This is a genomic window from Muricoccus harenae (assembly GCF_009848505.1).
GTDB classification, from domain to species: Bacteria; Pseudomonadota; Alphaproteobacteria; order Acetobacterales; family Acetobacteraceae; genus Roseomonas; species Roseomonas harenae.
Window position 1 is genome coordinate 111,048 of the sequence record NZ_WWDL01000012.1, and the last position, 20,681, is coordinate 131,728.

Here is a 20,681-nt window from a genome sequence, read left to right on the forward strand (position 1 = left end):
CGCCCATGAACCTCTCGGCGCCCTTCATCGCGCGACCGATCGCCACATCCCTGCTGGCGATCGGCATCGCGCTGGTCGGGCTGGTGGCGCTGTTCCGCCTGCCGGTCGCCTCCATGCCGCGGGTGGACATCCCGACCATCGTCGTCTCCACCAGCCAGCCGGGCGCGAGCCCGGAGACCATGGCGAGCACGGTGGCGGCACCGCTGGAGCGCCGGCTCGGCACCATTCCGGGGGTGACGGAGATGACATCCTTCTCCTCCCTCGGTAGTGCGACCATCATCATCCAGTTCGACCTCGCCCGCACGCAGCGGGAGGCGGCGCAGGACGTGCAGGCGGCGGTGAACGCGGCGCGCCAGGACCTTCCCTCTGGCCTGCCCAACCCGCCCCGCATCCGCAAGATCAACCCGGCCGACGCGCCAATCATGATCCTGGCGATGACCTCCGACACCGTCTCGGGCCCCGCCGTCTATGACGCCGCGGACTCCCTCGTGGCGCAGCGGCTCGCGCAGGTGCCTGGGGTGGCGCAGGTGGATGTCAGCGGCGGCGACCAGCCGGCGGTGCGCGTGGCGGTGGACCCCGCCGCCGCCGCCGCCGCAGGGATCGCGCTCGACGACATACGCACGGCCATCACCCGCGCCAATGTCACCCAGGCCACCGGCTATATCGAGGGTCCGGAGCAATCCGCCGCCATCCGCACCAATGACCGCATCGATACGGCCGATGCCTATCGCGAGATCGTGGTGAAGGCTCAGGGCGGTGCCATCGTGCGGCTCGCCGACATCGCGCGCGTGCAGGACGGCACCCGCAGCCGCCGCCAAGCCGGCTATTTCAACGGGCGCCCAGCGATCCTGCTCGTCGTGCGGAAGCAGGCGGACGCGAATGTCATCGAGGTGATCGACGGCATCAAGGCCATGATCCCGCAGGTGGAATCCTGGGTGCCAGCCGGCGTCCACCTGGATGTGATGAGCGATCGCTCCACCACCATCCGCGCCTCGGTAGAGGAGGTGCGGCTGACGCTGGCACTGACCATCGCGCTGGTGGTGGGGGTGGTGGCTGTGTTCCTGCGGCGCTGGGCCCCGATCCTGGCCGCCAGCGCCGCCGTGCCGCTCTCCCTGCTCGGCACCGTCGCGGTGATGTGGTGGATCGGCTACTCGCTGAACAACCTCTCCCTCATGGCGCTGACCATCTGCGTCGGCTTCGTCGTGGATGATGCCATCGTCATGATTGAGAACATGGCCCGCCACCGGGAACGCGGCATGCCGCCCATGCAGGCGGCGCTGGTGGGAGCGAAGGAGATCGGTTTCACCGTTCTCTCCATCACCGTCTCCCTCATCGCCGTCTTCATCCCGCTGCTGGCCATGGGCGGTATCATCGGCCGCATCTTCCGCGAGTTATCCGTTACCCTGGCGGTGGCGGTGGCCATCTCCGGAATCGTTTCCCTCACCCTGACCCCGATGATGGCGGGCTGGATGGAGCGCACCGGCCCCGAGAAGCCGCCGGGCCTCCTCGCCCGGGCCTTCGAGGGCGCGCTGGGCGCCACGTCGCGTGGCTATATCCGCAGCCTGGCCGTCCTGCTGCGTTGGCGCCGGCTGATGCTGCTGGCGACTTTCGGCCTGATGGCCCTGACCGTCTGGCTTTACGTCATCGTGCCCAAGGGTTTCCTGCCCACCCAGGACACCGGCCTCCTCCAGGGAAGTGTGCAGGCCGCGCCGGACACTTCCTTCGCCACGATGGAATCCCTGCTGCGCCGCGCAGTGGACATCGTCGCGGCCGATCCTGCGGTGGCGAGCGTCGGCGCCACGGTCGGTGGCAGCAGCGGGTTCAGCTCATCCAATCGCGGCAACATGTATGTCACCCTCAAGCCAGTGGAGGAGCGCAAGGAGACGGCGGAGCAAGTCATCGCGCGCCTCCGCCAGCCGCTGGGCCGCATCCCCGGCGCCAGCGTCTTCCTGCGCCCCAATGAGGACGTGCGCATCGGCGGCCGCCAGGATGCCGGCCGCTTCTCCTATGTCCTGCTCGGCGGCGATATCGAGGAGCTGCGCCAATGGACGCAGACCATGGTGCAGGCCATCCGCAACGTCCCGGGCATCAACGACGTGACAAGCGACCAGGACCGCGCCGGCCTCGTCACGCGCGTGGAAGTCGACCGCGCCGCCGCCGCCCGGCTGGGCGTGCAGCAGACCGAGATCAACGCCACGCTGAACAACGCCTTCTCCCAGCGCCAGGTCTCGACGATCTACCGCTCCCGCAACCAGTATCGCGTCGTGCTGGAGATCAGCCCGGACCTGCAGCAGGGCCCGACCGACATCTCACGCATCTACGTTGCCGGCCAGGGCGATACGCAGGTGCCCCTCTCGGCCATCGCCCGGGTGGTACCGGCCTCCGCACCCCTGGCAGTGACGCATCAGGGTGGCTTTCCCGCCGCCGCCATCTCCTTCAACCCCGATGAGGGGTTGACGGTGCAGGAAATCCAGCAGCGCCTGGAGGAAGTGCAGCGCCAGGTACAACTGCCCAGCACCATCCGCCCGCAATTCGGGGGCAATGCCGCGGCGGCGCAGTCCTTCACGCGGGACATGCCGCTGCTGATCCTGGGCGCCTTCCTGGCGATCTATGTCGTGCTCGGCGTGCTCTACGAGAGCTACGTCCATCCGCTCACCATCATCTCCACCCTGCCCACCGCCGGGCTGGGCGCGTTGCTGGCGCTGCTGGTGACGAACACGCCGCTGACGGTGATCGCACTGATCGGCGTGATCCTGCTGCTCGGCATCGTGAAGAAGAACGCCATCATGATGGTGGACTTCGCCCTCGCGCATGAACGCAGCGAGGGCGGCAGCAGCGAGGAGGCGATCCTGGCCGCCTGCCGGGAGCGCTTCCGGCCGATCCTGATGACGACGCTCGCCGCCTTGCTCGGCGCCGTGCCGCTGGCGCTGGGCACCGGCACGGGCTCCGAGCTGCGCTCGCCGCTCGGCATCGCCATCATCGGCGGGCTGATCGTCTCCCAGGTTCTGACGCTCTACACCACGCCCGTCATCTATCTGGCGCTGGACTGCCTGCGCTGGCGGGACGCGCCCCGCCCGGTGCCCGCCCCGGCGGAATGAGCCGGGTCTTGCGGCCCGCCCCGAAGGGAGGCCTGCTACAGGCTCCGATCGGAGACGCCGCATTGAACCCCATCGAATCCACGGCCGGCCTTCTCGCCTGGGCGCGCCGTGGCCCTGCCCTGCTCGGCCTGCCGGAGGAGCTGCGCCCCGGCAGCCTGGAAGTGGCCGAGGCCATCCAGCACGAGACCCTGGCCGTGCTGAGCGACCGTGCCGGCGGGTGGAAGCTGGGGCGCCATGGCGGGCACCCGTTCAGCGCTCCCCTCCCGGCTTCCCGCACGCTCCACGCCGGGGAAGAGGCGTCGGTGACGCTGCCGCCCGACAGCCTGATCGAGATGGAGATCGCGATCCGCTTCCGTGCCGCGGTCCCACCCGCCGCCGTCGCGACGCTCGAGGCGGATGCCCTGCTGGGGCTCGCCAGCATCGCGGTCCTATTCGAATTTGTGCACAGCCGCTTTGCGCCGGATGCCGTGACGGGGCCGTTGGACCGAATCGCGGACTGCCTCGCTAATCACGGCGCCGCCGTCCGGACCACGCCCCTGCCCTGGTCCCTTGCGATGCTGGACAATCCGCCGGCAGTGCGCCTCTCGCAGGACGGCGCCGTGATCGCACGCCATGAGGGGCCACATGTCGCTACCCCGGTGGGCGCGCTGATCGAGGCCTGGATCACCCGCCTGCGGCGCGAGACACGCGGCATCGCGGCGGGCGAGGTCGTCACCTTCGGCAGCCTGACCGGGATGCTTCCCATCCCGCCGGAAGGCGCACGCTACGAAGGGAAGATCGAGGGGCTCGAGCCCCTCCGCTGCACCATCTCCATCGCCCCACCAGCTGGCTGAGGCACGGCCGGGTCAGCCCCGGTCGCGCATCACCCGGGCCTTGTCGCGCTTCCAATCGCGTTCGGCGATGGCGTGACGCTTGTCGGCCTTGGTCTTGCCCTCGCCCAGGCCGAGGGTAACCTTGGCCACGCCGCGATCGTTGAAATGGATGTCCAGCGGCACGAGCGTCGCGCCTTCGCGCGAGACCGCGCCGGCCAGCGTCTCGGCCTGCTTGCGGTGCAGCAGCAGCTTGCGGGGGCGGCGCGGCTCGAACTTCGCCACCACGCTCCCGGCCTGCCATTCGGGGATGTAGAGGTTGAAGATCCACATCTCGCCGTCGCGCTCGCCGGCCCAGGCCTCCGTCAGGGTCGCGCGTCCGGCGCGCAGGCTCTTCACCTCCGGCCCAACGAGCACGATCCCGGCCTCGTAGGTGTCGAGGATCTTGTAGTCGAAGCACGCCTTGCGGTTCTGCGCGGCGATCCCGTGGCTGATCAGGCCCTTCTTGCGAGGTTCTGCCATGGGTTCAGTTCAGCAACCCGGCGCCGGTCATGGCGGCGCGCACGCGCTCGCGGCTGGCCTCGGCGATCGGCGCCATCGGCAGCCGGCAGAAGCCGCTGCCCTTGCCGAGCAGGCTGGCCGCATACTTCACGGGCCCGGGCGAGGTCTCGCAGAACATGGCGTCATGCACCGGCACCAGCCGGTTCTGGATCGCCATGGCATCCTTCACGCGCCCTTCCGCCCAGGCGTCATGCATCTCGCGGCACAGCCGCGGCGCGATATTGGCAGTGACGCTGATGCAGCCCACTCCGCCGGCGGCATTGAAGGCCAGCGCCGTGTGGTCCTCGCCCGAAAGCTGGCAGAAATCCTCGCCGCAGGCGGCGCGGGTGTGCAGCGGCCGGGTCAGGTTCGCCGTCGCGTCCTTCACGCCCACGATGTTCGGATGCTTTGCCAGCCGCGCCATTGTCTCCACGCTCATGTCCACCACGCTGCGCGGGGGGATGTTGTAGATGATGATCGGCAGGTCGACGGAATCCGCAATCGTCTTGAAATGCAGGTACATCCCCTCCTGCGTGGGCTTGTTGTAATACGGCGTCACCACCAGCGCGGCATCGGCACCCGCCTCCTTGGCATGGCGCGCCAGCGCCACCGCCTCGGCGGTGCTGTTGGAGCCGGCGCCGGCGATCACCGGCACCCGGCCGCCCGCCGCCTCGATGCACAGTTCCACCACCCGCTGGTGCTCGTCATGCGAAAGCGTCGGGCTCTCGCCCGTCGTGCCCACCGGGATCAGCCCCTGCGTGCCCTCCGCCACCTGCCAGGCGACGAAATCCTGGAAGGCGCGCTCGTCCAGCTTGCCGTCCTGCGTCATGGGCGTGATGAGGGCGACGAGCGAACCCTTGAACATGGCGGCGTTTCCTGCGGGCGGGCGGCGGATATGGGATGCTGGCGCCCCGCGCGCCAGCGTCACAGGGATTACGCGCCAGCAAGAGGCGGAACAAGGGCGAAGCCCCTTTGCCGCCCAGGTCTTGCAGGCGCGGGTCTTGCCAGCGCGGCGGCCTGGCCCGAGTTTGCGGCGCCACCGCCGGAGCCCGCCCATGCCCCTGACGGCCCCCTTCCAGCCTGCCGGGACAATTTTGTCCAGCCGGGTCGTGCCTCGCCTTGCCCTCCTGGTGGGGTTGCTCGCGCCACTCACCACGCCCGCATCCGCGCAGCCCTGGGCCACTGAGGCGCAGCGCTCCGCCGGGCGGGCCGCGCTCGCCATGGCCAATGGGGGCCGCTACGCTGCCGCCGAGGCCGCCGCCGTCCAGGCTGATCCGCTGGTCCGGAAGATCACCCTCTGGCTGCGCCTCTCCGCCCGTGGCCAGGGCACGGGTCCGGAGCTCGCCGATTGGATCGCCGCCAATCCAGACTGGCCGCTGCCGAAAACCCTGGCCATCCGCGCCGAGGAAGCCCTGGCCGCCGATCCGGACGACGCCCGCGCCCTCGCCTATTTCGCCCGCAATCCCGCCACCACGCTGGACGGCGCCCAGCGTCATGCCGACGCGCTGGTGCGCGCGGGCGACCAATCCCGTGCCGCGACTATCCTGCGCGAAGCCTGGGCCGGCGGCTTCGGCGATGCCGCCGCCGAGGCCGGCTTCGCCGAACGCAATGCCGCCCTCCTGACCGCCGAGGACCGCTGGCGCCGCTTCGATCGCCTCTTCCTCTCGCGCGACTTCGGCGATGCCACCCGCGCCGCCGCCTGGCTCGACCCATCCCGCCGAGCCCTGGCCGATTCACGCCTCGCCCTGGCCGGGGAGCGGGCGCTGCCGGTGACGGAGGGTAACGACCTCGGCATCCTCGCCGCCAGCGCGCGCGCCCTGCGCCGCCAGGACCGTGACGCCGAGGCCGCCGCCGCCTGGGCCGCCGCCGCGCCCTACCAGAGGGACCTGGCGCCCGATGCGGCGCGTGCCATCTGGTCCGAACGCAACATCGTGGCGCGCAAGCTGCTGCGGCTCGGCCAGGATCAGCTCGCTTACCAGACCGCCGCCCAGCACGGGCAGGCCGAGGGCGAGTTCCGACTGGACGCGGAGTTCCTGGCCGGCTGGATCGCACTGCGCCGGCTGAACCAGCCATCCCTCGCCGTCCGTCATTTCGCCCTGCTGGGCGACAATAGCGCCAGCGTCATCACCCGGGCCCGCGCCGCCTATTGGCAGGGCCGCGCCCTGGCCTCGAGCGATGCCGGCCGCGCGCGGGCGAAATACGGCGAGGCCGCGCTGCTCGGCACCGCCTTCTATGGTCAGCTCGGTGCCCTGGCGCTGGGCGAGGACGAGGCCCGCCTTTCCGCCCGCATCCGCGCCATCGCCTCGCCACAGCCCACGCAGGAGGCGTCACGCCTCTTCCTCGGGCGCGAGCTGGCCAGCGCCGCCACCGCCCTGGCCGATCTCGGCGACTATCGCCGCGCACGCCTCTTCCTGCTCCGCATGGAGGAACTCTCCCCCGATGCGGCGGACCGCGTACTGATCGCGCGGCTCGGCATGGCGCTCGGCCGGCCGGATTTCGCCGTCTGGATCGCCCGGCGTGCCGGCGCGGACGGGGTGATGCTGCTGCCCGAAGGGTGGCCGACCCCCTACCCGGCCGCGGGCACGGCCGGGCTGGAGCCGGCGATCACCAATGCCATTGCCCGGCAGGAGAGCAACTTCGATCCCGAGGCGGTCTCCGGCGCCAATGCACGCGGCCTCATGCAGCTCCTGCCCGGCACCGCCGCCGGAGTGGCGCGCAAGATCGGCGTGCCGCATCAGATCGCCTGGCTGACCACGGACCCGTCACACAACATACGGCTCGGCTCGCAATACCTGGCCGACCAGCTGGACCGCTTCGGCGGCAATCTCGCCCTCGCCGCCGCCGCCTACAACGCCGGCCCCGGCCGCGTGCAGGAATGGCTCGGCACCTATGGCACGCCCGGGGAGGGCGGCATCGACGTGATCGACTGGACCGAGCTGATTCCGTTTTCGGAGACGCGGAACTACGTGCAGCGCGTGGTGGAGAATGCCGTGGTCTACCGCGCGCGAGAGGCCGCTACGGCTGCCCTGCCGCATCCGCTGAAGCCCTGGATGACCGCCCGATGATGCCAGTGATCCGCCGCGTCGCGGCGCGGGATGGGCTGGTGCTGAACGTGCTGGACTGGGCGGGGGACGAGGCCCGCACGCCGCTGCTCTGCCTCACCGGCATCTGCCGTACCGCCTGGGACTACGCCCTGCTCGCCGAGCGCCACGCCGGCAGGCGCCGCGTCGTGGCACTGGACTATATGGGCCATGGCGACAGCGCCCGCTCCGAGGACATTTCCCGCTACCGGCCCGAGCGGGCGGCCGCCGACATCCTGGATGTCTGCGCCGCGCTGCACCTGCCGCGGGCGGTGGCGGTCGGCACCTCCTTCGGCGGGCTGATGACGATGGCGCTGTCCATACTCCGCCCCACCTTGCTGCGCGGCGCGGTGCTGAACGACATCGGCCCGCGGATCGACTCGCGCGGGCTGGAGCTGGTGGGCAACTTCGCCGGGCATGATCCCGGCTTCGCCTCCATCGAGGAAGCCATCGCCTATCTCCGCACCGCCATGCCGCGGATTCCCCTGCCCGATGACGCCGCATGGCGCCATTTCGCTGCCCTGACCTACAAGCCCGGCGAGGACGGCCTTCTGCATCCGCGCTGGGACACGCGGGTCCAGCTGGCGATGAACGCGGCAGGCGGTGGGGCGCCCGATCTCGGTTCCGCATTCCGCGGACTGCTGCCCATCCCGACCATGCTCATCTGGGCGGAGGCGAGCGAGTTCCTTGGCGCCGACACCGTTCGCGCCATGGTGCGCGACAAGCCGGATCTCGAGCTGGTTACCCTCCCCGGCGCCGGCCATTGCCCGACGCTGGAGGAGCCCGAGGTGGTGCGGCCCTTGGATCATTTCCTGGACCGCATTCCTTGATGCGCCCCGCCATGGCCGTGGCCACCCTCTGCGGGGTGGGTCGGCTGCGCGTCGCGCCCGGCACCTGGGCCTCGCTGGTCGTCCTGCCGGCGGCCCTGCTGGGACCCTGGTGGTGCCTTGCCCTCGGCATCACCTTCTGCCTCGGGGGGTTCTGGGCCGTCTCCAGCCTGCGCGAGGCGCATGAGGATCCCGGCTGGGTGGTGGTGGACGAGGCGGCCGGGCAATGCCTCGCCCTCGCCGCCCTGCCGGCCGGTGCTTCCTTCTGGTGGGTGCTGGCGGGCTTCGCGCTCTTCCGCGCAGCGGATATCGTGAAGCCCGGACCGATCGGCTGGGCCGACCGGATGGGAGGGAGCTTGGGTGTGATGCTCGACGATATCCTGGCAGGAATTTTCTCCTGCGGCGTCCTGCTTGCCGCACGCGCGGCATGGCTTCCCTGATGCTCGCCCCGCCCACCATCGAAGCCGCAGCCGCCCTCCTGGCGCTACTGCGCCAGCGCGGCATGACCATTGCGGCAGCCGAATCCTGCACCGGCGGCCTCGTCTCCGCCGCGCTGACCGCTGTGCCCGGCTCCTCCGAGGCGGTGCTCGGCGGCCTCGTGACCTATTCGAACGCCATGAAGATGAAGTTCCTGGGGGTTCCGGAAGATGTCCTCTCCAGCGACGGCGCCGTCTCGGAGGCCTGTGCGCGGCGCATGGCGTCGGGCACGATGCTCCAGACCGGGGCGGACCTCGCCATTTCCACGACCGGGATCGCAGGCCCTGGCGGAGGCAGCGCCGAAAAGCCGGTGGGGCTCGTCTTCATCGGCCTGGCACGACGCGGGGGCCTTACCGAGGTGCAGCGGCACGTCTTCCCGGGGGATCGCGATGCGGTCCGTTCCGCCACGGTGAACGCGGCCTTCCGGCTGGCAATGGAGGCCATGCGCCAAGTCTGACTGCAGCATTTGCAGAATTGCGTGAAAAATTCGACACATCTCTGCGTCTTGTCGGAATAAGACACGTAATCGTCGTTGAATGTCGAGGCCCTGCGCGGCATACGCGAGTGCTTTGTCTGAGGGGGTGAGAATGCCGGTGACGGATGGCGTAGAGGGACCGATAGGCCGGACACCAAGCCTGGATAAAGCGCGGATGAACCAAGCATGACCCTGGTCGTCCGGCCCGCCACCCCTGCCGACGCAGCCTCGCTCGCCGAACTTCTGGGCGAAATGCAGGCCTATTACGCATCTCCGGTGCCCGAGGCCGATGCGCTGGAAGCGGCGCAGGTTCTCTGCGGCCTGCCGCCCGAAGGTTTCAACCCGCGCACCCTCCTTGCGCTGGAGGATGGTGCCGCCATCGGCTCCTGCGTGCTGAACGTAATGCTGCCGGCAGCCGAGCTGCGCCGCACCCTCTATGTCCGGGACCTTTTCGTTTCCGCCCGGTCCCGTCGGCGGGGCGTCGGCAAGGCGCTGGTCACTAGCGCCGCGCGGCTGGTCCGCGAGGGCGGCTTCTGTGCACTCGACTGGACCACGGATTCACAGAATCTGCCGGCGCGGCGCCTTTATGACGGCATTGGCGGGCGGGTCCTCGCCCGGACCTATTACCGGATCGAGGCCGGCGCGATGGATGCCCTCCTCACGGAGGAAGCGCCTGCCATCCAGCCGCTCAGGCGCGCAGGAGCCGGCGGATAGCCTCCAGGGTCTCGCCGATCATCGGTGAGGCAACATCCAGATGGGTACAGGCGCGCAGGCGCCCACCCAGCGCGCTGACGGCAATGCCCTCGGCCCGAAGCGCGCCCTGCAATGCGGCCGCCGTCATCCCGGCGCCTGCAGGGTCGAAATAGACCAGGTTCGTGTCCGGCTCCTCGACGGCCACGCCCTCCATCTGCCGCAGCCCAGCCGCCAGGGCACGGGCATTGGCATGGTCATCGGCTAGCCGATCGATGTTGTGGTCGAGCGCGTAGAGACATGCAGCCGCGCAGATTCCCGCCTGGCGCATCGAGCCGCCGAGTCGCTGTTTCCAGCGCCAGGCGCGGCCGATGAACTCCTCCGAGCCCGCTAGTACGGCGCCGAGCGGCGCCCCCAGTCCCTTGGTGAAATCCAGCCACACCGTGTCGAAGCCGGCGCACATCTCGGCGGCCGAGAGGTTTGCAGCGACGCAGGCATTCATCAGGCGCGCCCCGTCCATATGGGTTGCCCAGCCCTGCTCATGCGCGATGCCGGTCAACTCGTTCAGCAAGTTCACAGGCCAGACGGCGCCGCCACCAATATTGGCGGTCTGCTCGATCTCCAGCAGCGTCTGAGGCGGCGAGTAGCGGCCGCGCGCGCGAATGGCGCCGCGCAGGGTCTCGGCGTCGAACATGCCGCGCGGGCCACGCAGCGGGTTGATCTGCACGCCGGCAATCGCAGCGTGGCTGCCGCCCTCGCTGGTCAGGATATGCGCACTCTCATGCGCCACCACCTCATCGCCGTTGCGGCAATGGGTGTTCAGGGCCACGACGTTGCACATGGTGCCGGAGGGCAGGAACATCGCCGCCTCCTTTCCCAGTAGCGCTGCCATGCGGTCGCAGAGCGCATGCACGGTCGGGTCGTCGCCGTGCTGCTCGTCGCCGACCTCCGCCGCCATCATTGCGGCCTTCATCGCCTGTGAAGGGCGGGTCTGCGTGTCGGAATAGAGATTGATACGGACGGGCGGGGCGCCGTGCGTCGGGCGTTCGGGGGCGTGGACCATGGAGTAACTCTGCCAGGGCGGCGTGGAGATGGCCAGCATCGCTCAAGCTGATCTATAGCAACCGGAAGACGGGCTAGAGGCGCGGCAGTGACACGATCTGGAAGGCCCCTCTTCCTCCTTCTCGGTGCTTCGGCGCTGGCCGCCGCGCTGCTGATCTTCCGCTATGGAAGCTATCCGTCAGCTTCGGACTCCTGGTCCTACCTGTTTTACGCCTTCCGCTTTCGCATGGACGGCGTGCTGCATGACCTCGGCACGATCCGGACCTATGGCTACCCTCTGCTTCTGATGCCGCTCACCTATCTGGCGGGCTTCGACCATGCGCGCCTCTCGGCGCTGGCCGGCATCGTACAGTACATGATCTACGCTGCGGCCTGCCTATGGCTCGCAGCGTCGTTGCGCGTGCTGTCGTCGCGATGGGCGTGGGCCGCGCTCCTGGCTCTGCTCCTCGGCCCTGTCGGACTGGCGCTCGTGACGGACGCGCTGACGGAGGCGCCCTCGCTCATCATCGCAGTCGTCCTGTCCGCGACGGCCGTGCGATTGGGCTGGCGCTACGCGGCAGGCCGAAGCGAGGGGTTGATTCTTGTGGGCGGGGCGCTGGCCGGTTTCGCGCTCATGGTAAGACCCGCCAACCTGCCGCTCGTGCTTGGTTGGCATGCCGCGATGCTTGCGGCCCTGCTCCTGGTGCCGAGTTGGCGGGAGCACCGCCCGCGGCTGGCGGCGGCGGCGCTGGGCGGACTGCTTCTGGGCGCGCTTTCCTGGTTGCCCCAGGCGATCTACGCCATGCGCGTGACGGGCGAGGCCAGTATCCTGCCCATCTGCCGCCTCGGCGGTTTCCAGGCGACCTTCGGCGTGCTCGCGTGGAAATACGACACCATAATGGGTCAGGGGGCCGGTCCCTGGTACACGCCGAACCCGCTTTTTTCGGGCCACCTTAATTCAGGGGATGGTTGGGGCTGGTACCTGCAGCATCCGCTGCGCGGCACGGCGACGATGCTGGCGCATCTGATCCTGTCCTTCGATGTCGGGAGCCCGTTCGTCTACATCTACGATCGTCTTGCCTGGTACCGGCATGGACTCCGGATCTTCTACTGGGCGGCGGTGGTGCTCGCGGGGTTTCGGCTTGCGCAGCTTTCCCGTGCGGCCATCCGCGGCGGGTTTCGCCAGCCCCAGACCGCAGTGGTAACCTTCCTTTTGGTGTCCTGCGCCGGGACCATGGCGATCAATGCCATCTCGGCCGTCGAAACACGCTTCAACGCGCTTCCCCTTGCGGTCGCCACGATCCTCGCCATGGAAGCGCTTCTAGCCGCCTTGTCAGGCGGACTTGGCTGGACCCGATGGAAGTGGAGCGGCGCGTTGGTCGCGCTGATCCTGCTTCTCGGGCTCTCCTACGCCGCCGAAGCAAGCGGCCGAAGCAGCCTCCCACCGGGAAGCACCTTCACCTTGCCGACCGATGCACGCTGCACCCTTACGCTCGAGGAGGAGAGCCGCGGCCAAGCTGCCGTCATCCGTGAATACGAAGAAAAGCTGAGCCGGCAGCGCGGGAAAGCGCCGCACTAACCGGATGGTCAGAGCCGGGCGCCGATCGGCCTGACTCCCGGACGCTCCCGCCCATAAAGGGCCATCGCCCGGCGCTCAAAGGCGCGCACCATCAGCCGCACGGCCTCGTTGAACACGGTGCCGATCACCGCCTGCAGCAGGCGCGATTTGAATTCGAAGTCGACGAAGAAGTTCACCTCGGTGCCGCCACCCGGCGCCGGGGCGAAGCGCCAGTGGTTGTTCAGGTAGCGGAAGGGACCCGTCAGGTATTCCACATGCACATGGGTCGGCCGCTCCAGCGTAACGCGGCTGCGGAAGGTCTCGCGGAACATCTTGAAGCCGATGGTCAGGTCCGCGATCAGCTCGTTCTCAGTGCGGGAGACCACATGGGCGCCGACGCACCAGGGCAGGAACTCCGGATAGCGGCGTACATCCGCAACGAGGTCGAACATCTGCTCCTGGCTATAGGGAAGCCGCTTGGTTTCCGCATGGGTGGGCATGTCAGGCGGCGGTCGCGGCGCGGCCGAGGGACGCGTCGCGCGCCGCGCGCAGATCGGCGAAATCCTGGTCCGCATGGTAGGATGAGCGCGTGAGCGGCGTGGCCGAAACCAGCAGGAAGCCCTTGGCGCGGGCCATGCGGGCATAGTCCTCGAACTCGGCGGGCTCGACGAAGCGGTCCACCGCAGCGTGTTTCACCGTCGGCTGCAGGTACTGCCCGATTGTGAGGAAGTCGATCTCGGCCGAGCGCATGTCGTCCATCACCTGCAGCACCTCCACGCGCGCCTCCCCCAGCCCGACCATCACGCCCGACTTGGTGAAGATGCTGGCATCGAGCCGCTTCACCTCATCCAACAGACGCAGGGAGTGGAAGTAACGCGCGCCGGGGCGGATCGACGGGTAGAGCCGCGGCACCGTCTCCAGATTGTGGTTGAAGACATCTGGCCGGGCCTCCACCACCACCTCCAGCGCGCCAGGCTTGCGGAGGAAGTCGGGGGTCAGGATCTCGATAGTGGTGCCGGGTGCGGCGGCGCGGATGGAGGCGATAGTCCGGGCGAAATGCTCGGCACCGCCATCCTTCAGGTCGTCCCGGTCCACCGAGGTGATGACCACATGGCGTAGCCCCAGCGCCGCGACGGCATCACCGACACGGCGCGGCTCATCAAGGTCGAGCGCCTTGGGCATGCCGGTGGTGATGTTGCAGAAGGAGCAGGCCCGCGTGCAGATCTCACCCATGATCATCATGGTCGCGTGCCGCTGGGACCAGCACTCCCCGATATTCGGGCAGGCGGCCTCCTCGCAGACCGTGACGAGCTTGTTGTCCCGCATCAACTTGCGGGTTTCGTGATAGACCGGGTGGGTCGGGGCCTTCACCCGGATCCAGTCCGGCTTGCGCTTGATGGGGTTGTCCGGCCGGTTCGCCTTCTCCGGGTGGCGGAGTGGGGCGGCGGCTGTGCTGGGCACGATCCGGGCAATATGGGCCGGCAGGGCCGGCGCCTCGGGCGCAGCCATCAGGGTCGGCTCGGCTGGGACGCCGGCGGCGGTGGCGCCGCCGGCGCGGTGATCCACCAGAATTCGGGTGGCCATAGGTTTCATCCTTCGGCCGCGCCCCGGAAGCGGGGGCATGGCGACAGGGTTTGGAGCGTGAGTCCTGGACGGACTCTGGCCCTAGATGTGGATCACCCGGCCGTGGGCATCAAGCACGGCCTCATGCATCGCCTCGGAGACGGTCGGATGCGGGAAAACGGTGTGCATCAGCTCGGCCTCGGTCGACTCCAGGGTCCGCGCGATGGTGTAGCCCTGGATCAGCTCGGTCACCTCTGGCCCGACCATATGGGCGCCCAGCAACTCCCCGGTCCTGGCGTCGAACACCGTCTTCACCAGCCCCTCGGGCTCGCCCATTGCGATGGCCTTGCCATTGCCGATGAAGGGGAAGCGTCCCACCCGGACCTCATGCCCCATTTCCTTGGCCCGCGCCTCGGTCAGGCCGACGCTGGCGACCTGCGGGCGGCAATAGGTGCAGCCCGGGATGTTCAACGCCTCCAGCGGGTGCGGATGCAGCCCTGCGATATGCTCGACACAGATGATCGCCTCGTGGGAGGCCTTGTGGGCAAGCCAGGGCGGGCCGGCCACGTCGCCGATGGCGTAGATGCCGGGCTCTCCGGTGCGGCACATCTCGTCGATGACGATATGGCTGCGCTCCACCTTCACCTTCGTGCCTTCAAGGCCGAGATCCTCGACATTGCCGGTGATGCCGACGGCCGAGATCAGCCGATCCGCGGTGATCTCCTGCACCTTCCCCCCCGCCTCGACGCTGACGGTGACGGAATTGGCGCCGCGGGTGATCTTCCCGACCTTGGCGTCGGTGATCACGTTCATCTTCTGCTTGACGAAGGCTTTCTGCACGAAGGCGCTGATCTCTGCGTCCTCGACCGGCAGGATACGGTCCACCACCTCGATCAGCGTCACCTGGGCGCCCATGTTGAGGTAGAAGCTGGCGAACTCGCTGCCGATGGCGCCCGAGCCGATGACGACAAGCGACTTCGGCATGGCATCCGGCACCAGCGCCTCGCGATAGGACCAGACGAGCTTTCCGTCCGGCTCCATCCCCGGCAGCACCCGGGCGCGGGCGCCGGTGGCAAGGATAATGTTCTTCGCTGCCAGTTCGGCCACCGGCTTGCCGTCCTTGGTGACCGCGAGCTTGCCGGCCCCGGCAAGCTTCGCGGTGCCGTCATACACGGTCACCTTGTTCTTCTTCATCAGCCCCTTCACGCCCGAGGACAGCTGATTGGCAACGGCGCGGGAGCGCTTCACCACCTTCTGGAAGTCGAAGCGGATGTTATCGGCCGCGAAGCCATAAGCATCCAGCGTGTGCAGCAGGTGGTTGATCTCGCTGGCCCGGAGCAGCGCCTTGGTGGGAATGCAGCCCCAGTTCAGGCAGATGCCGCCGAGATTCTCGCGCTCCACCAACGCGACCTTCATCTTCAGCTGCGCCGCGCGGATCGCCGCGACATAGCCGCCCGGGCCGCCACCCACCACCACCAGGTCGAACTGATCGGCCATGCTGGCCTCCTCCGTGCGGGCGCCGAGGCGCCGCGTGATTCTGTCCGGCGGGGCCGTCAGGCCGCCAGCCGCTACTGGTCGTTCATGCAGCGAGCCGCCGCAATGCCTCGGCGCTCAGGCGCTGGTTGATCCATTGCTTGCCGGATTGTGCCCCGAGCCCCTGGTAGAAGGCGATCGAGGGCTCGTTCCAGTCCAGCACCTGCCAGTCCAGCCGCGTCCACCCCTCCGCCACCGCACGCTGCGCGAGGTAGCGGAAGAAGGCCTTTCCGATGCCGAGGCCGCGATGCTCCGGCTCCACGAAGATGTCTTCCAGGTAGATGCCCGGCTTGCCGGTAAAGGTGCTGACATTGTTGAACCACAGCGCCTGCCCAACCACACGCCCATTCACCTCTGCCAGAACCGCGTGCAGCAGCGGCTTCTCGCCGAAGAGCATGGCCCGGAAGTCATCCTCGGTTCCCACCACCTCGTGCAGAAGCTTCTCGTATTCCGCAAGGGCGCGGACGAGGCGCACCACCTCCGGCAGATCGGCCGGGGTGGCGTCGCGCAGCGCGAAGGCGGTGGAGACCTCGCTCACAGCATCAGGCTCAGCGGGTCCTCGACGATCGACTTGAAGGTAGAGACCCATTCCGCCGCCAGCGCCCCGTCGATGACGCGGTGATCCACCGAAAGCGTCACGGTCATCACCGTGGCGATCGCAAGCTGGTCACCCTTCACCACCGGCCGCTTCTCGCCCGCAGAGACGGCGAGGATGCCGGCCTGGGGCGGGTTGATGATGGCCGAGAAATTCGAGACGCCATACATCCCCATGTTCGAGATGGAGAAGCCGCCGCCCTGGAATTCCTCTGGCTTCAGCTTCCCGGCCTTAGCCCGGGAGGCGAGGTCCTTCATCTCGCTGGAGATGGTCGCCAGCCCCTTCTGGTCGGCCTTGCGGATGATCGGAGTAATCAGCCCATCCGGGATGGAGACGGCGATGCTGATGTCGACGTCGTCGTAGATGACGATCGCATCGTCGGTCCAGGAAGCGTTGGTTTGCGGCAGCTTCCGCAGCGTCGCGGCGGTCGCCTTGATGACCAGGTCATTGACCGAGAGCTTGTAGGCCCCGGCACCTTCCTTGGGCGAACGCGCGTTCAGGTCGGCGCGCAGCTTCAGCAGCGCATCCAGCTTCACGTCGATGGAGACGTAGAAATGCGGAATCGTCTGCTTCGCCTCGCTGAGGCGGCGGGCGATGACTTTGCGCATGGTCGAATGCGGCACGGCCTTGTGCGGCGCCGTGATGGCAGGCGCGGCGGGCTTCGGCGCGGGAGCCGGGGCCGCCGGTGCCGCGGCGGGCTGGGCCTGGGGCGCGGCCGCCGGCTTCGGCGCAGCTTGCGCTGCCTCGATATCCGACTTCACGATGCGCCCGTTCGGCCCCGAGCCCTTTACGGAGCCCAGGTCCAGCCCGGCCTGCTTGGCCATCCGGCGGGCGAGCGGCGAGGCGAAGACGCGCCCCCCCTGCCCGGCCGGCGCAGCCGCGGGCGTTGGCGCCTGGGGCTGGGACTTCGGCGCATCCGCCTGGACCGGCTGCTCGGCGGCACCGGCCACCTTGCCGCCCGCCGCCTGCACGGCCTCTAGCGCCGGGCTGCCGGAGGGCGAGGGCGCCGGCCCCTTGTCGCCGCTCGCTTTCGCGGGCGCGGCATCGCCGGAAGGCACGGCCTCGCCCTCATCGACCATGATGCCGATGGGCTGGTTCACCTTCACCCCTTCGGTCCCGTCGGGCACGAGGATCTTGCCGAGGATGCCCTCGTCCACGGCCTCGAACTCCATCGTGGCCTTGTCGGTCTCGATCTCAGCGATTACGTCGCCGGACTTCACCGCCTCGCCCTCCTTCTTCAGCCAGCGGGCGAGCGTTCCCTCCGTCATGGTCGGGGACAGGGCGGGCATCAGGATATTCGTGGCCATGGCGCGCGCCCCTTACTTGTAGGTGACTTTGCGCGCCGCCTCGATCACCTGCGCCACCGTGGGCAGCGCGAGCTTCTCGAGATTGGCGGCATAAGGCATCGGCACGTCGAGGCCCGCCACGCGGACGGGCGGCGCATCCAGATAGTCGAAGGCTCCTTCGATCACCTGCATCGCGACCTCGCCGCCGACATTGGCGAAGGCCCAGCCTTCCTCGACCGTGACCAGGCGATTGGTCTTCCGCACCGAGGCGAGCACCGTCTCGATGTCCAGCGGGCGGATCGTGCGCAGGTTGATCACCTCCGCCGAAATGCCCGCCTTCTCCAACTCCTCGGCCGCCTGCATCGCGAGGCCCACCATGATCGAGTAGGAGACGATGGTGACGTCCGTGCCGTCGCGCTCGACCTTCGCCTTGCCGATCGGCAGGACAAAGTCCTCCGCCACCGGGCATTCGAAGGTCTGGCCGTAGAGGATCTCGTTCTCGAGGAAGACGATCGGGTTCGGATCGCGGATGGCGGCGCGCAGCAGCCCCTTCGCATCCGCCGCCGACCAGGGGGCGATCACCTTAAGCCCCGGAACATGCGCGTACCAGGAGGTGAAGTCCTGGGAATGCTGCGCGGCCACGCGGGCCGCCGCGCCGTTCGGCCCGCGGAAGACAATCGGGCAGCCGAGCTGCCCGCCCGACATGTAGAGCGTCTTCGCCGCTGAGTTGATGATGTGGTCGATGGCCTGCATCGAGAAGTTGAAGGTCATGAACTCGACGATGGGCTTCAGCCCCGTCAGCGCCGCGCCCACTGCCATGCCGGTGAAGCCATATTCGGTGATCGGCGTGTCGATCACCCGCTTCGGCCCGAATTCATCCAGCAGGCCCTGGGAGATCTTGTAGGCGCCCTGGTACTGCGCGACCTCCTCGCCCATCAGGAACACGTCCTTGTCCGCCCGCATCTCCAGCGCCATGGCATCGCGCAGCGCCTCGCGCACCGTGGTCGGCTTGGTCGGGCCCCAGTCCTTCTCCGGCTGGGCCGTGGATTTCGGCTCCGCGGCGACGCCTTCGCGGCGCTCGGCGCCGCGCGCGGAAACCTGGCCATAATCCTCGGCCTGCTTGGCCGTCTTCCCGATCTCGCCGCCATGCTGCGTGGCGTTGGATTCCGGTTGCTGCACGGAAGCCGCCTTGCTGCCCTGCTCAGCGGGGGGCGTCGCGGCATCGCCCGCCGGGGCGGCGCTGCCGTCACCGCCATCCAGCTCGGCGATTGCGGCATTCACCTGCACGCCTTCCGTTCCCTCGGCGACCAGGATCTTCGTGATCTTCCCTTCGTCGACGGCCTCCACCTCCATGGTGGCCTTGTCCGTCTCGATCTCGGCGAGCACGTCGCCGGACTTCACCTCGTCGCCTTCCTTCTTCAGCCACCGGCTGAGCTTTCCCTCCGTCATTGTGGGGGAGAGGGCGGGCATCAGGATCGTCGCGCCCATATCAGCGGGTCTCCACCAGAATGTCGGTCCAGAGTTCGGATTCATCCGGCTCGGGGCTGGACTGCGCGAATTCGGCCGCGTCCTGGACGATCGCCTTCACCTCGTCATCCACCGCCTTCAGCTCGGCCTCGTTCTTGCCACCCTCCAGCAGGGCCTTGCGCACCATCTCGATGCAGTCGTTCTGCTCCCGCATCTTCTGCACCTCCTCCCGCGTCCGGTACTTCGCGGGGTCGGACATGGAGTGGCCGCGATAGCGGTAGGTCTGCATCTCCAGCAGGTACGGCCCCTTGCCCTCGCGGCAATGCGCGACAGCCCGCTCGCCCGCTTCCTTCACCGCCAGCACGTCCATGCCATTCACCTGCTCACCCGGGATGCCCCAGGGCGCGCCGTTCTTCGACAGGTCCTTCGAGGCCGAGGCGCGCTCCACGCTCGTGCCCATGCCGTAGCGATTGTTCTCGATGATGAAGACGCAGGGCAGCTTCAGCAGGGCGGCGAGGTTGAAGCTCTCATAGACCTGCCCCTGGTTGGACGCGCCCTCCCCGAAATAGGTGAGCGCGACCTTGCCGTCCTCGCGGTACCAGTTGGCGAAGGCAAGGCCCGCGCCGAGGGAAACCTGCGCCCCCACAATGCCGTGGCCGCCATAGAAGCCCTTCTCACGGGAGAACATGTGCATGCTCCCGCCCTTGCCCTTCGAGTAGCCACCGATGCGGCCGGTCAGTTCCGCCATCACGCCGCGGGCCTCCATTCCGGTCGCCAGCATGTGGCCGTGGTCACGGTAGGAGGTGATGACCTCGTCGCCCTCCTCCAGCGTCATCTGCATGCCCACCACCACGGCCTCCTGGCCGATGTAGAGGTGGCAGAAGCCGCCGATCAGCCCCATGCCGTAAAGCTGGCCCGCCTTCTCCTCGAAGCGGCGGATCAGGAGCATCTCCCGATAGGCCTTGCTGAGGATGTCCTGGTTATGTCCGGCCGGGGGCGGGGAATCCTTGCCGCGTCCGCTGCGGCGCTTCGCCGTGCTGTCCGTCCCGAGGGCCATGGGGCTGCTCCTGCATTAGACTGGGCCTGAGGATGGCCTTCCTTCGGCAGATACGGTTGCTTCAGCAGATCGGCAAGTTATAGGACTCGGCTAAGCTATTGATGTTGCACTGCAACATGGCGATTAACCGGAATACGGTTAACGCTCCAGCACGATTGCGCGAGACGGTCCAAAGGGTGCCATGCGCTTGCCCTAGGGTCTGTGACTGGACTGCCTGACAAGCCCTTTCGGCGCTGATCTGGTCTGCGGACGCGCCAGCTTGGACGTTCTCAGGGGTTTCAGGGTGGCACGGTCATGACCAGGACGAGCCTGGACGACGCCCAATGGGTGGCGCTGATGCTGGTGGTGCAGCGGATCCCACTCGCGTGGAAGCATGACGAAGGAGCGCTGCGCCGCTTTGTGGAAGCCGCGCTCTGGATCGGCCGGACCGGGGCGCCGTGGCGTGACCTACCCGAAGCGCTGGGCCTCTGGTCCAGCGTCTACCACCGCTGGCGGCGCTGGTGCCTGCGCGGCTGGTGGGAGTTGGTTTTCGAGGCGCTCCGCCCGAGCCTGCCCGAGGACGGGCTGCTGCTCCTGGACAGCACC

Annotated in this window: 19 protein-coding genes; 9 read left to right on the forward strand and 10 right to left on the reverse strand. The window is 68.5% G+C overall.

Annotated elements, in window-relative coordinates; translation table 11 throughout:
- Positions 1-5: 5 nt before the first annotated feature.
- Positions 6-3,098 carry an efflux RND transporter permease subunit gene (locus GSE44_RS10955; RefSeq protein ID WP_159348831.1) on the forward strand — a complete coding sequence of 1,031 codons (3,093 nt, stop codon included), beginning with the start codon at positions 6-8 and terminating at the stop codon, positions 3,096-3,098.
- A gap of 62 nt (positions 3,099-3,160) precedes the next feature.
- Complete coding sequence (locus GSE44_RS10960) at positions 3,161-3,931, forward strand: hypothetical protein (protein ID WP_159348832.1); 771 nt, start codon at positions 3,161-3,163, stop codon at positions 3,929-3,931.
- 12 nt (positions 3,932-3,943) lie between these two features.
- On the opposite strand, the gene smpB is transcribed toward GSE44_RS10960, so the two are convergent.
- The gene (gene smpB / locus GSE44_RS10965) at positions 3,944-4,429 is read right to left on the reverse strand and encodes an SsrA-binding protein SmpB (RefSeq protein WP_159348833.1); all 486 of its coding nucleotides are present in this window, start codon (positions 4,427-4,429) and stop codon (positions 3,944-3,946) included.
- A gap of 4 nt (positions 4,430-4,433) precedes the next feature.
- Entirely contained in the window at positions 4,434-5,312 is an 879-nt protein-coding gene (gene dapA / locus GSE44_RS10970) for a 4-hydroxy-tetrahydrodipicolinate synthase (protein ID WP_159348834.1), read from the reverse strand.
- Between the two features lie 190 nt (positions 5,313-5,502).
- Here dapA and GSE44_RS10975 point away from each other — a divergent pair, with 190 nt between their 5' ends.
- From GSE44_RS10975 to GSE44_RS10995, 5 genes are all read left to right on the forward strand, one after another.
- Positions 5,503-7,512 (forward strand): lytic transglycosylase domain-containing protein, encoded by a 2,010-nt coding sequence (locus GSE44_RS10975; protein WP_159348835.1) that lies wholly within the window; start codon positions 5,503-5,505, stop codon positions 7,510-7,512.
- A complete protein-coding gene (locus GSE44_RS10980; protein ID WP_159348836.1) occupies positions 7,509-8,357 on the forward strand; it encodes an alpha/beta fold hydrolase in 849 nt (282 codons plus the stop codon). The genes GSE44_RS10975 and GSE44_RS10980 overlap by 4 nt, the downstream gene beginning before the upstream one ends.
- Complete coding sequence (locus GSE44_RS10985; protein WP_159348858.1) at positions 8,357-8,794, forward strand: phosphatidylglycerophosphatase A family protein; 438 nt, start codon at positions 8,357-8,359, stop codon at positions 8,792-8,794. Before GSE44_RS10980 ends, GSE44_RS10985 begins: the two co-directional genes overlap by 1 nt.
- A complete protein-coding gene (locus GSE44_RS10990) occupies positions 8,782-9,288 on the forward strand; it encodes a CinA family protein (RefSeq protein WP_235924711.1) in 507 nt (168 codons plus the stop codon). The genes GSE44_RS10985 and GSE44_RS10990 overlap by 13 nt, the downstream gene beginning before the upstream one ends.
- 204 nt (positions 9,289-9,492) lie before the next feature.
- Positions 9,493-10,020, forward strand: coding sequence for a GNAT family N-acetyltransferase (locus GSE44_RS10995; RefSeq protein WP_159348838.1), 528 nt, complete (start codon positions 9,493-9,495; stop codon positions 10,018-10,020).
- Here GSE44_RS10995 and GSE44_RS11000 read toward each other — a convergent pair.
- On the reverse strand, positions 9,995-11,059 hold the full coding sequence (locus GSE44_RS11000) for a threonine aldolase family protein (protein WP_159348859.1): 1,065 nt from the start codon (positions 11,057-11,059) through the stop codon (positions 9,995-9,997). The genes GSE44_RS10995 and GSE44_RS11000 overlap by 26 nt on opposite strands.
- Before the next feature lie 87 nt (positions 11,060-11,146).
- Between GSE44_RS11000 and GSE44_RS11005 the strand changes: the two genes are divergently transcribed.
- Positions 11,147-12,616: a hypothetical protein gene (locus GSE44_RS11005; protein ID WP_159348839.1), complete on the forward strand. Its 1,470-nt coding sequence runs from the start codon at positions 11,147-11,149 to the stop codon at positions 12,614-12,616.
- Positions 12,617-12,624: 8 nt separating this feature from the next.
- Here the strand turns inward: GSE44_RS11005 and GSE44_RS11010 are convergent, their stop codons facing one another.
- From GSE44_RS11010 to pdhA, 7 genes are all read right to left on the reverse strand, one after another.
- Positions 12,625-13,095, reverse strand: a complete 471-nt coding sequence (locus tag GSE44_RS11010; RefSeq protein ID WP_159348840.1) for a type II toxin-antitoxin system RatA family toxin — start codon at positions 13,093-13,095, stop codon at positions 12,625-12,627.
- A gap of 1 nt (position 13,096) precedes the next feature.
- The gene (gene lipA / locus GSE44_RS11015) at positions 13,097-14,179 is read right to left on the reverse strand and encodes a lipoyl synthase (protein ID WP_201306027.1); all 1,083 of its coding nucleotides are present in this window, start codon (positions 14,177-14,179) and stop codon (positions 13,097-13,099) included.
- A gap of 81 nt (positions 14,180-14,260) precedes the next feature.
- Positions 14,261-15,655 carry a dihydrolipoyl dehydrogenase gene (gene lpdA / locus GSE44_RS11020; protein ID WP_159348841.1) on the reverse strand — a complete coding sequence of 465 codons (1,395 nt, stop codon included), beginning with the start codon at positions 15,653-15,655 and terminating at the stop codon, positions 14,261-14,263.
- An 82-nt stretch (positions 15,656-15,737) separates the two neighbouring features.
- Positions 15,738-16,229 (reverse strand): GNAT family N-acetyltransferase, encoded by a 492-nt coding sequence (locus GSE44_RS11025; protein ID WP_235924712.1) that lies wholly within the window; start codon positions 16,227-16,229, stop codon positions 15,738-15,740.
- Entirely contained in the window at positions 16,226-17,593 is a 1,368-nt protein-coding gene (locus GSE44_RS11030) for a pyruvate dehydrogenase complex dihydrolipoamide acetyltransferase (RefSeq protein WP_159348843.1), read from the reverse strand. Before GSE44_RS11030 ends, GSE44_RS11025 begins: the two co-directional genes overlap by 4 nt.
- Positions 17,594-17,605: 12 nt before the next feature.
- On the reverse strand, positions 17,606-19,060 hold the full coding sequence (locus tag GSE44_RS11035; protein ID WP_159348844.1) for a pyruvate dehydrogenase complex E1 component subunit beta: 1,455 nt from the start codon (positions 19,058-19,060) through the stop codon (positions 17,606-17,608).
- A 1-nt stretch (position 19,061) separates the two neighbouring features.
- Entirely contained in the window at positions 19,062-20,096 is a 1,035-nt protein-coding gene (pdhA, locus tag GSE44_RS11040) for a pyruvate dehydrogenase (acetyl-transferring) E1 component subunit alpha (RefSeq protein ID WP_159348845.1), read from the reverse strand.
- A gap of 294 nt (positions 20,097-20,390) precedes the next feature.
- On the opposite strand from pdhA, the gene GSE44_RS11045 reads away from it, so the two are divergent.
- The coding region (locus GSE44_RS11045; protein WP_159348846.1) for a transposase at positions 20,391-20,681 on the forward strand (291 nt) is incomplete at its 3' end.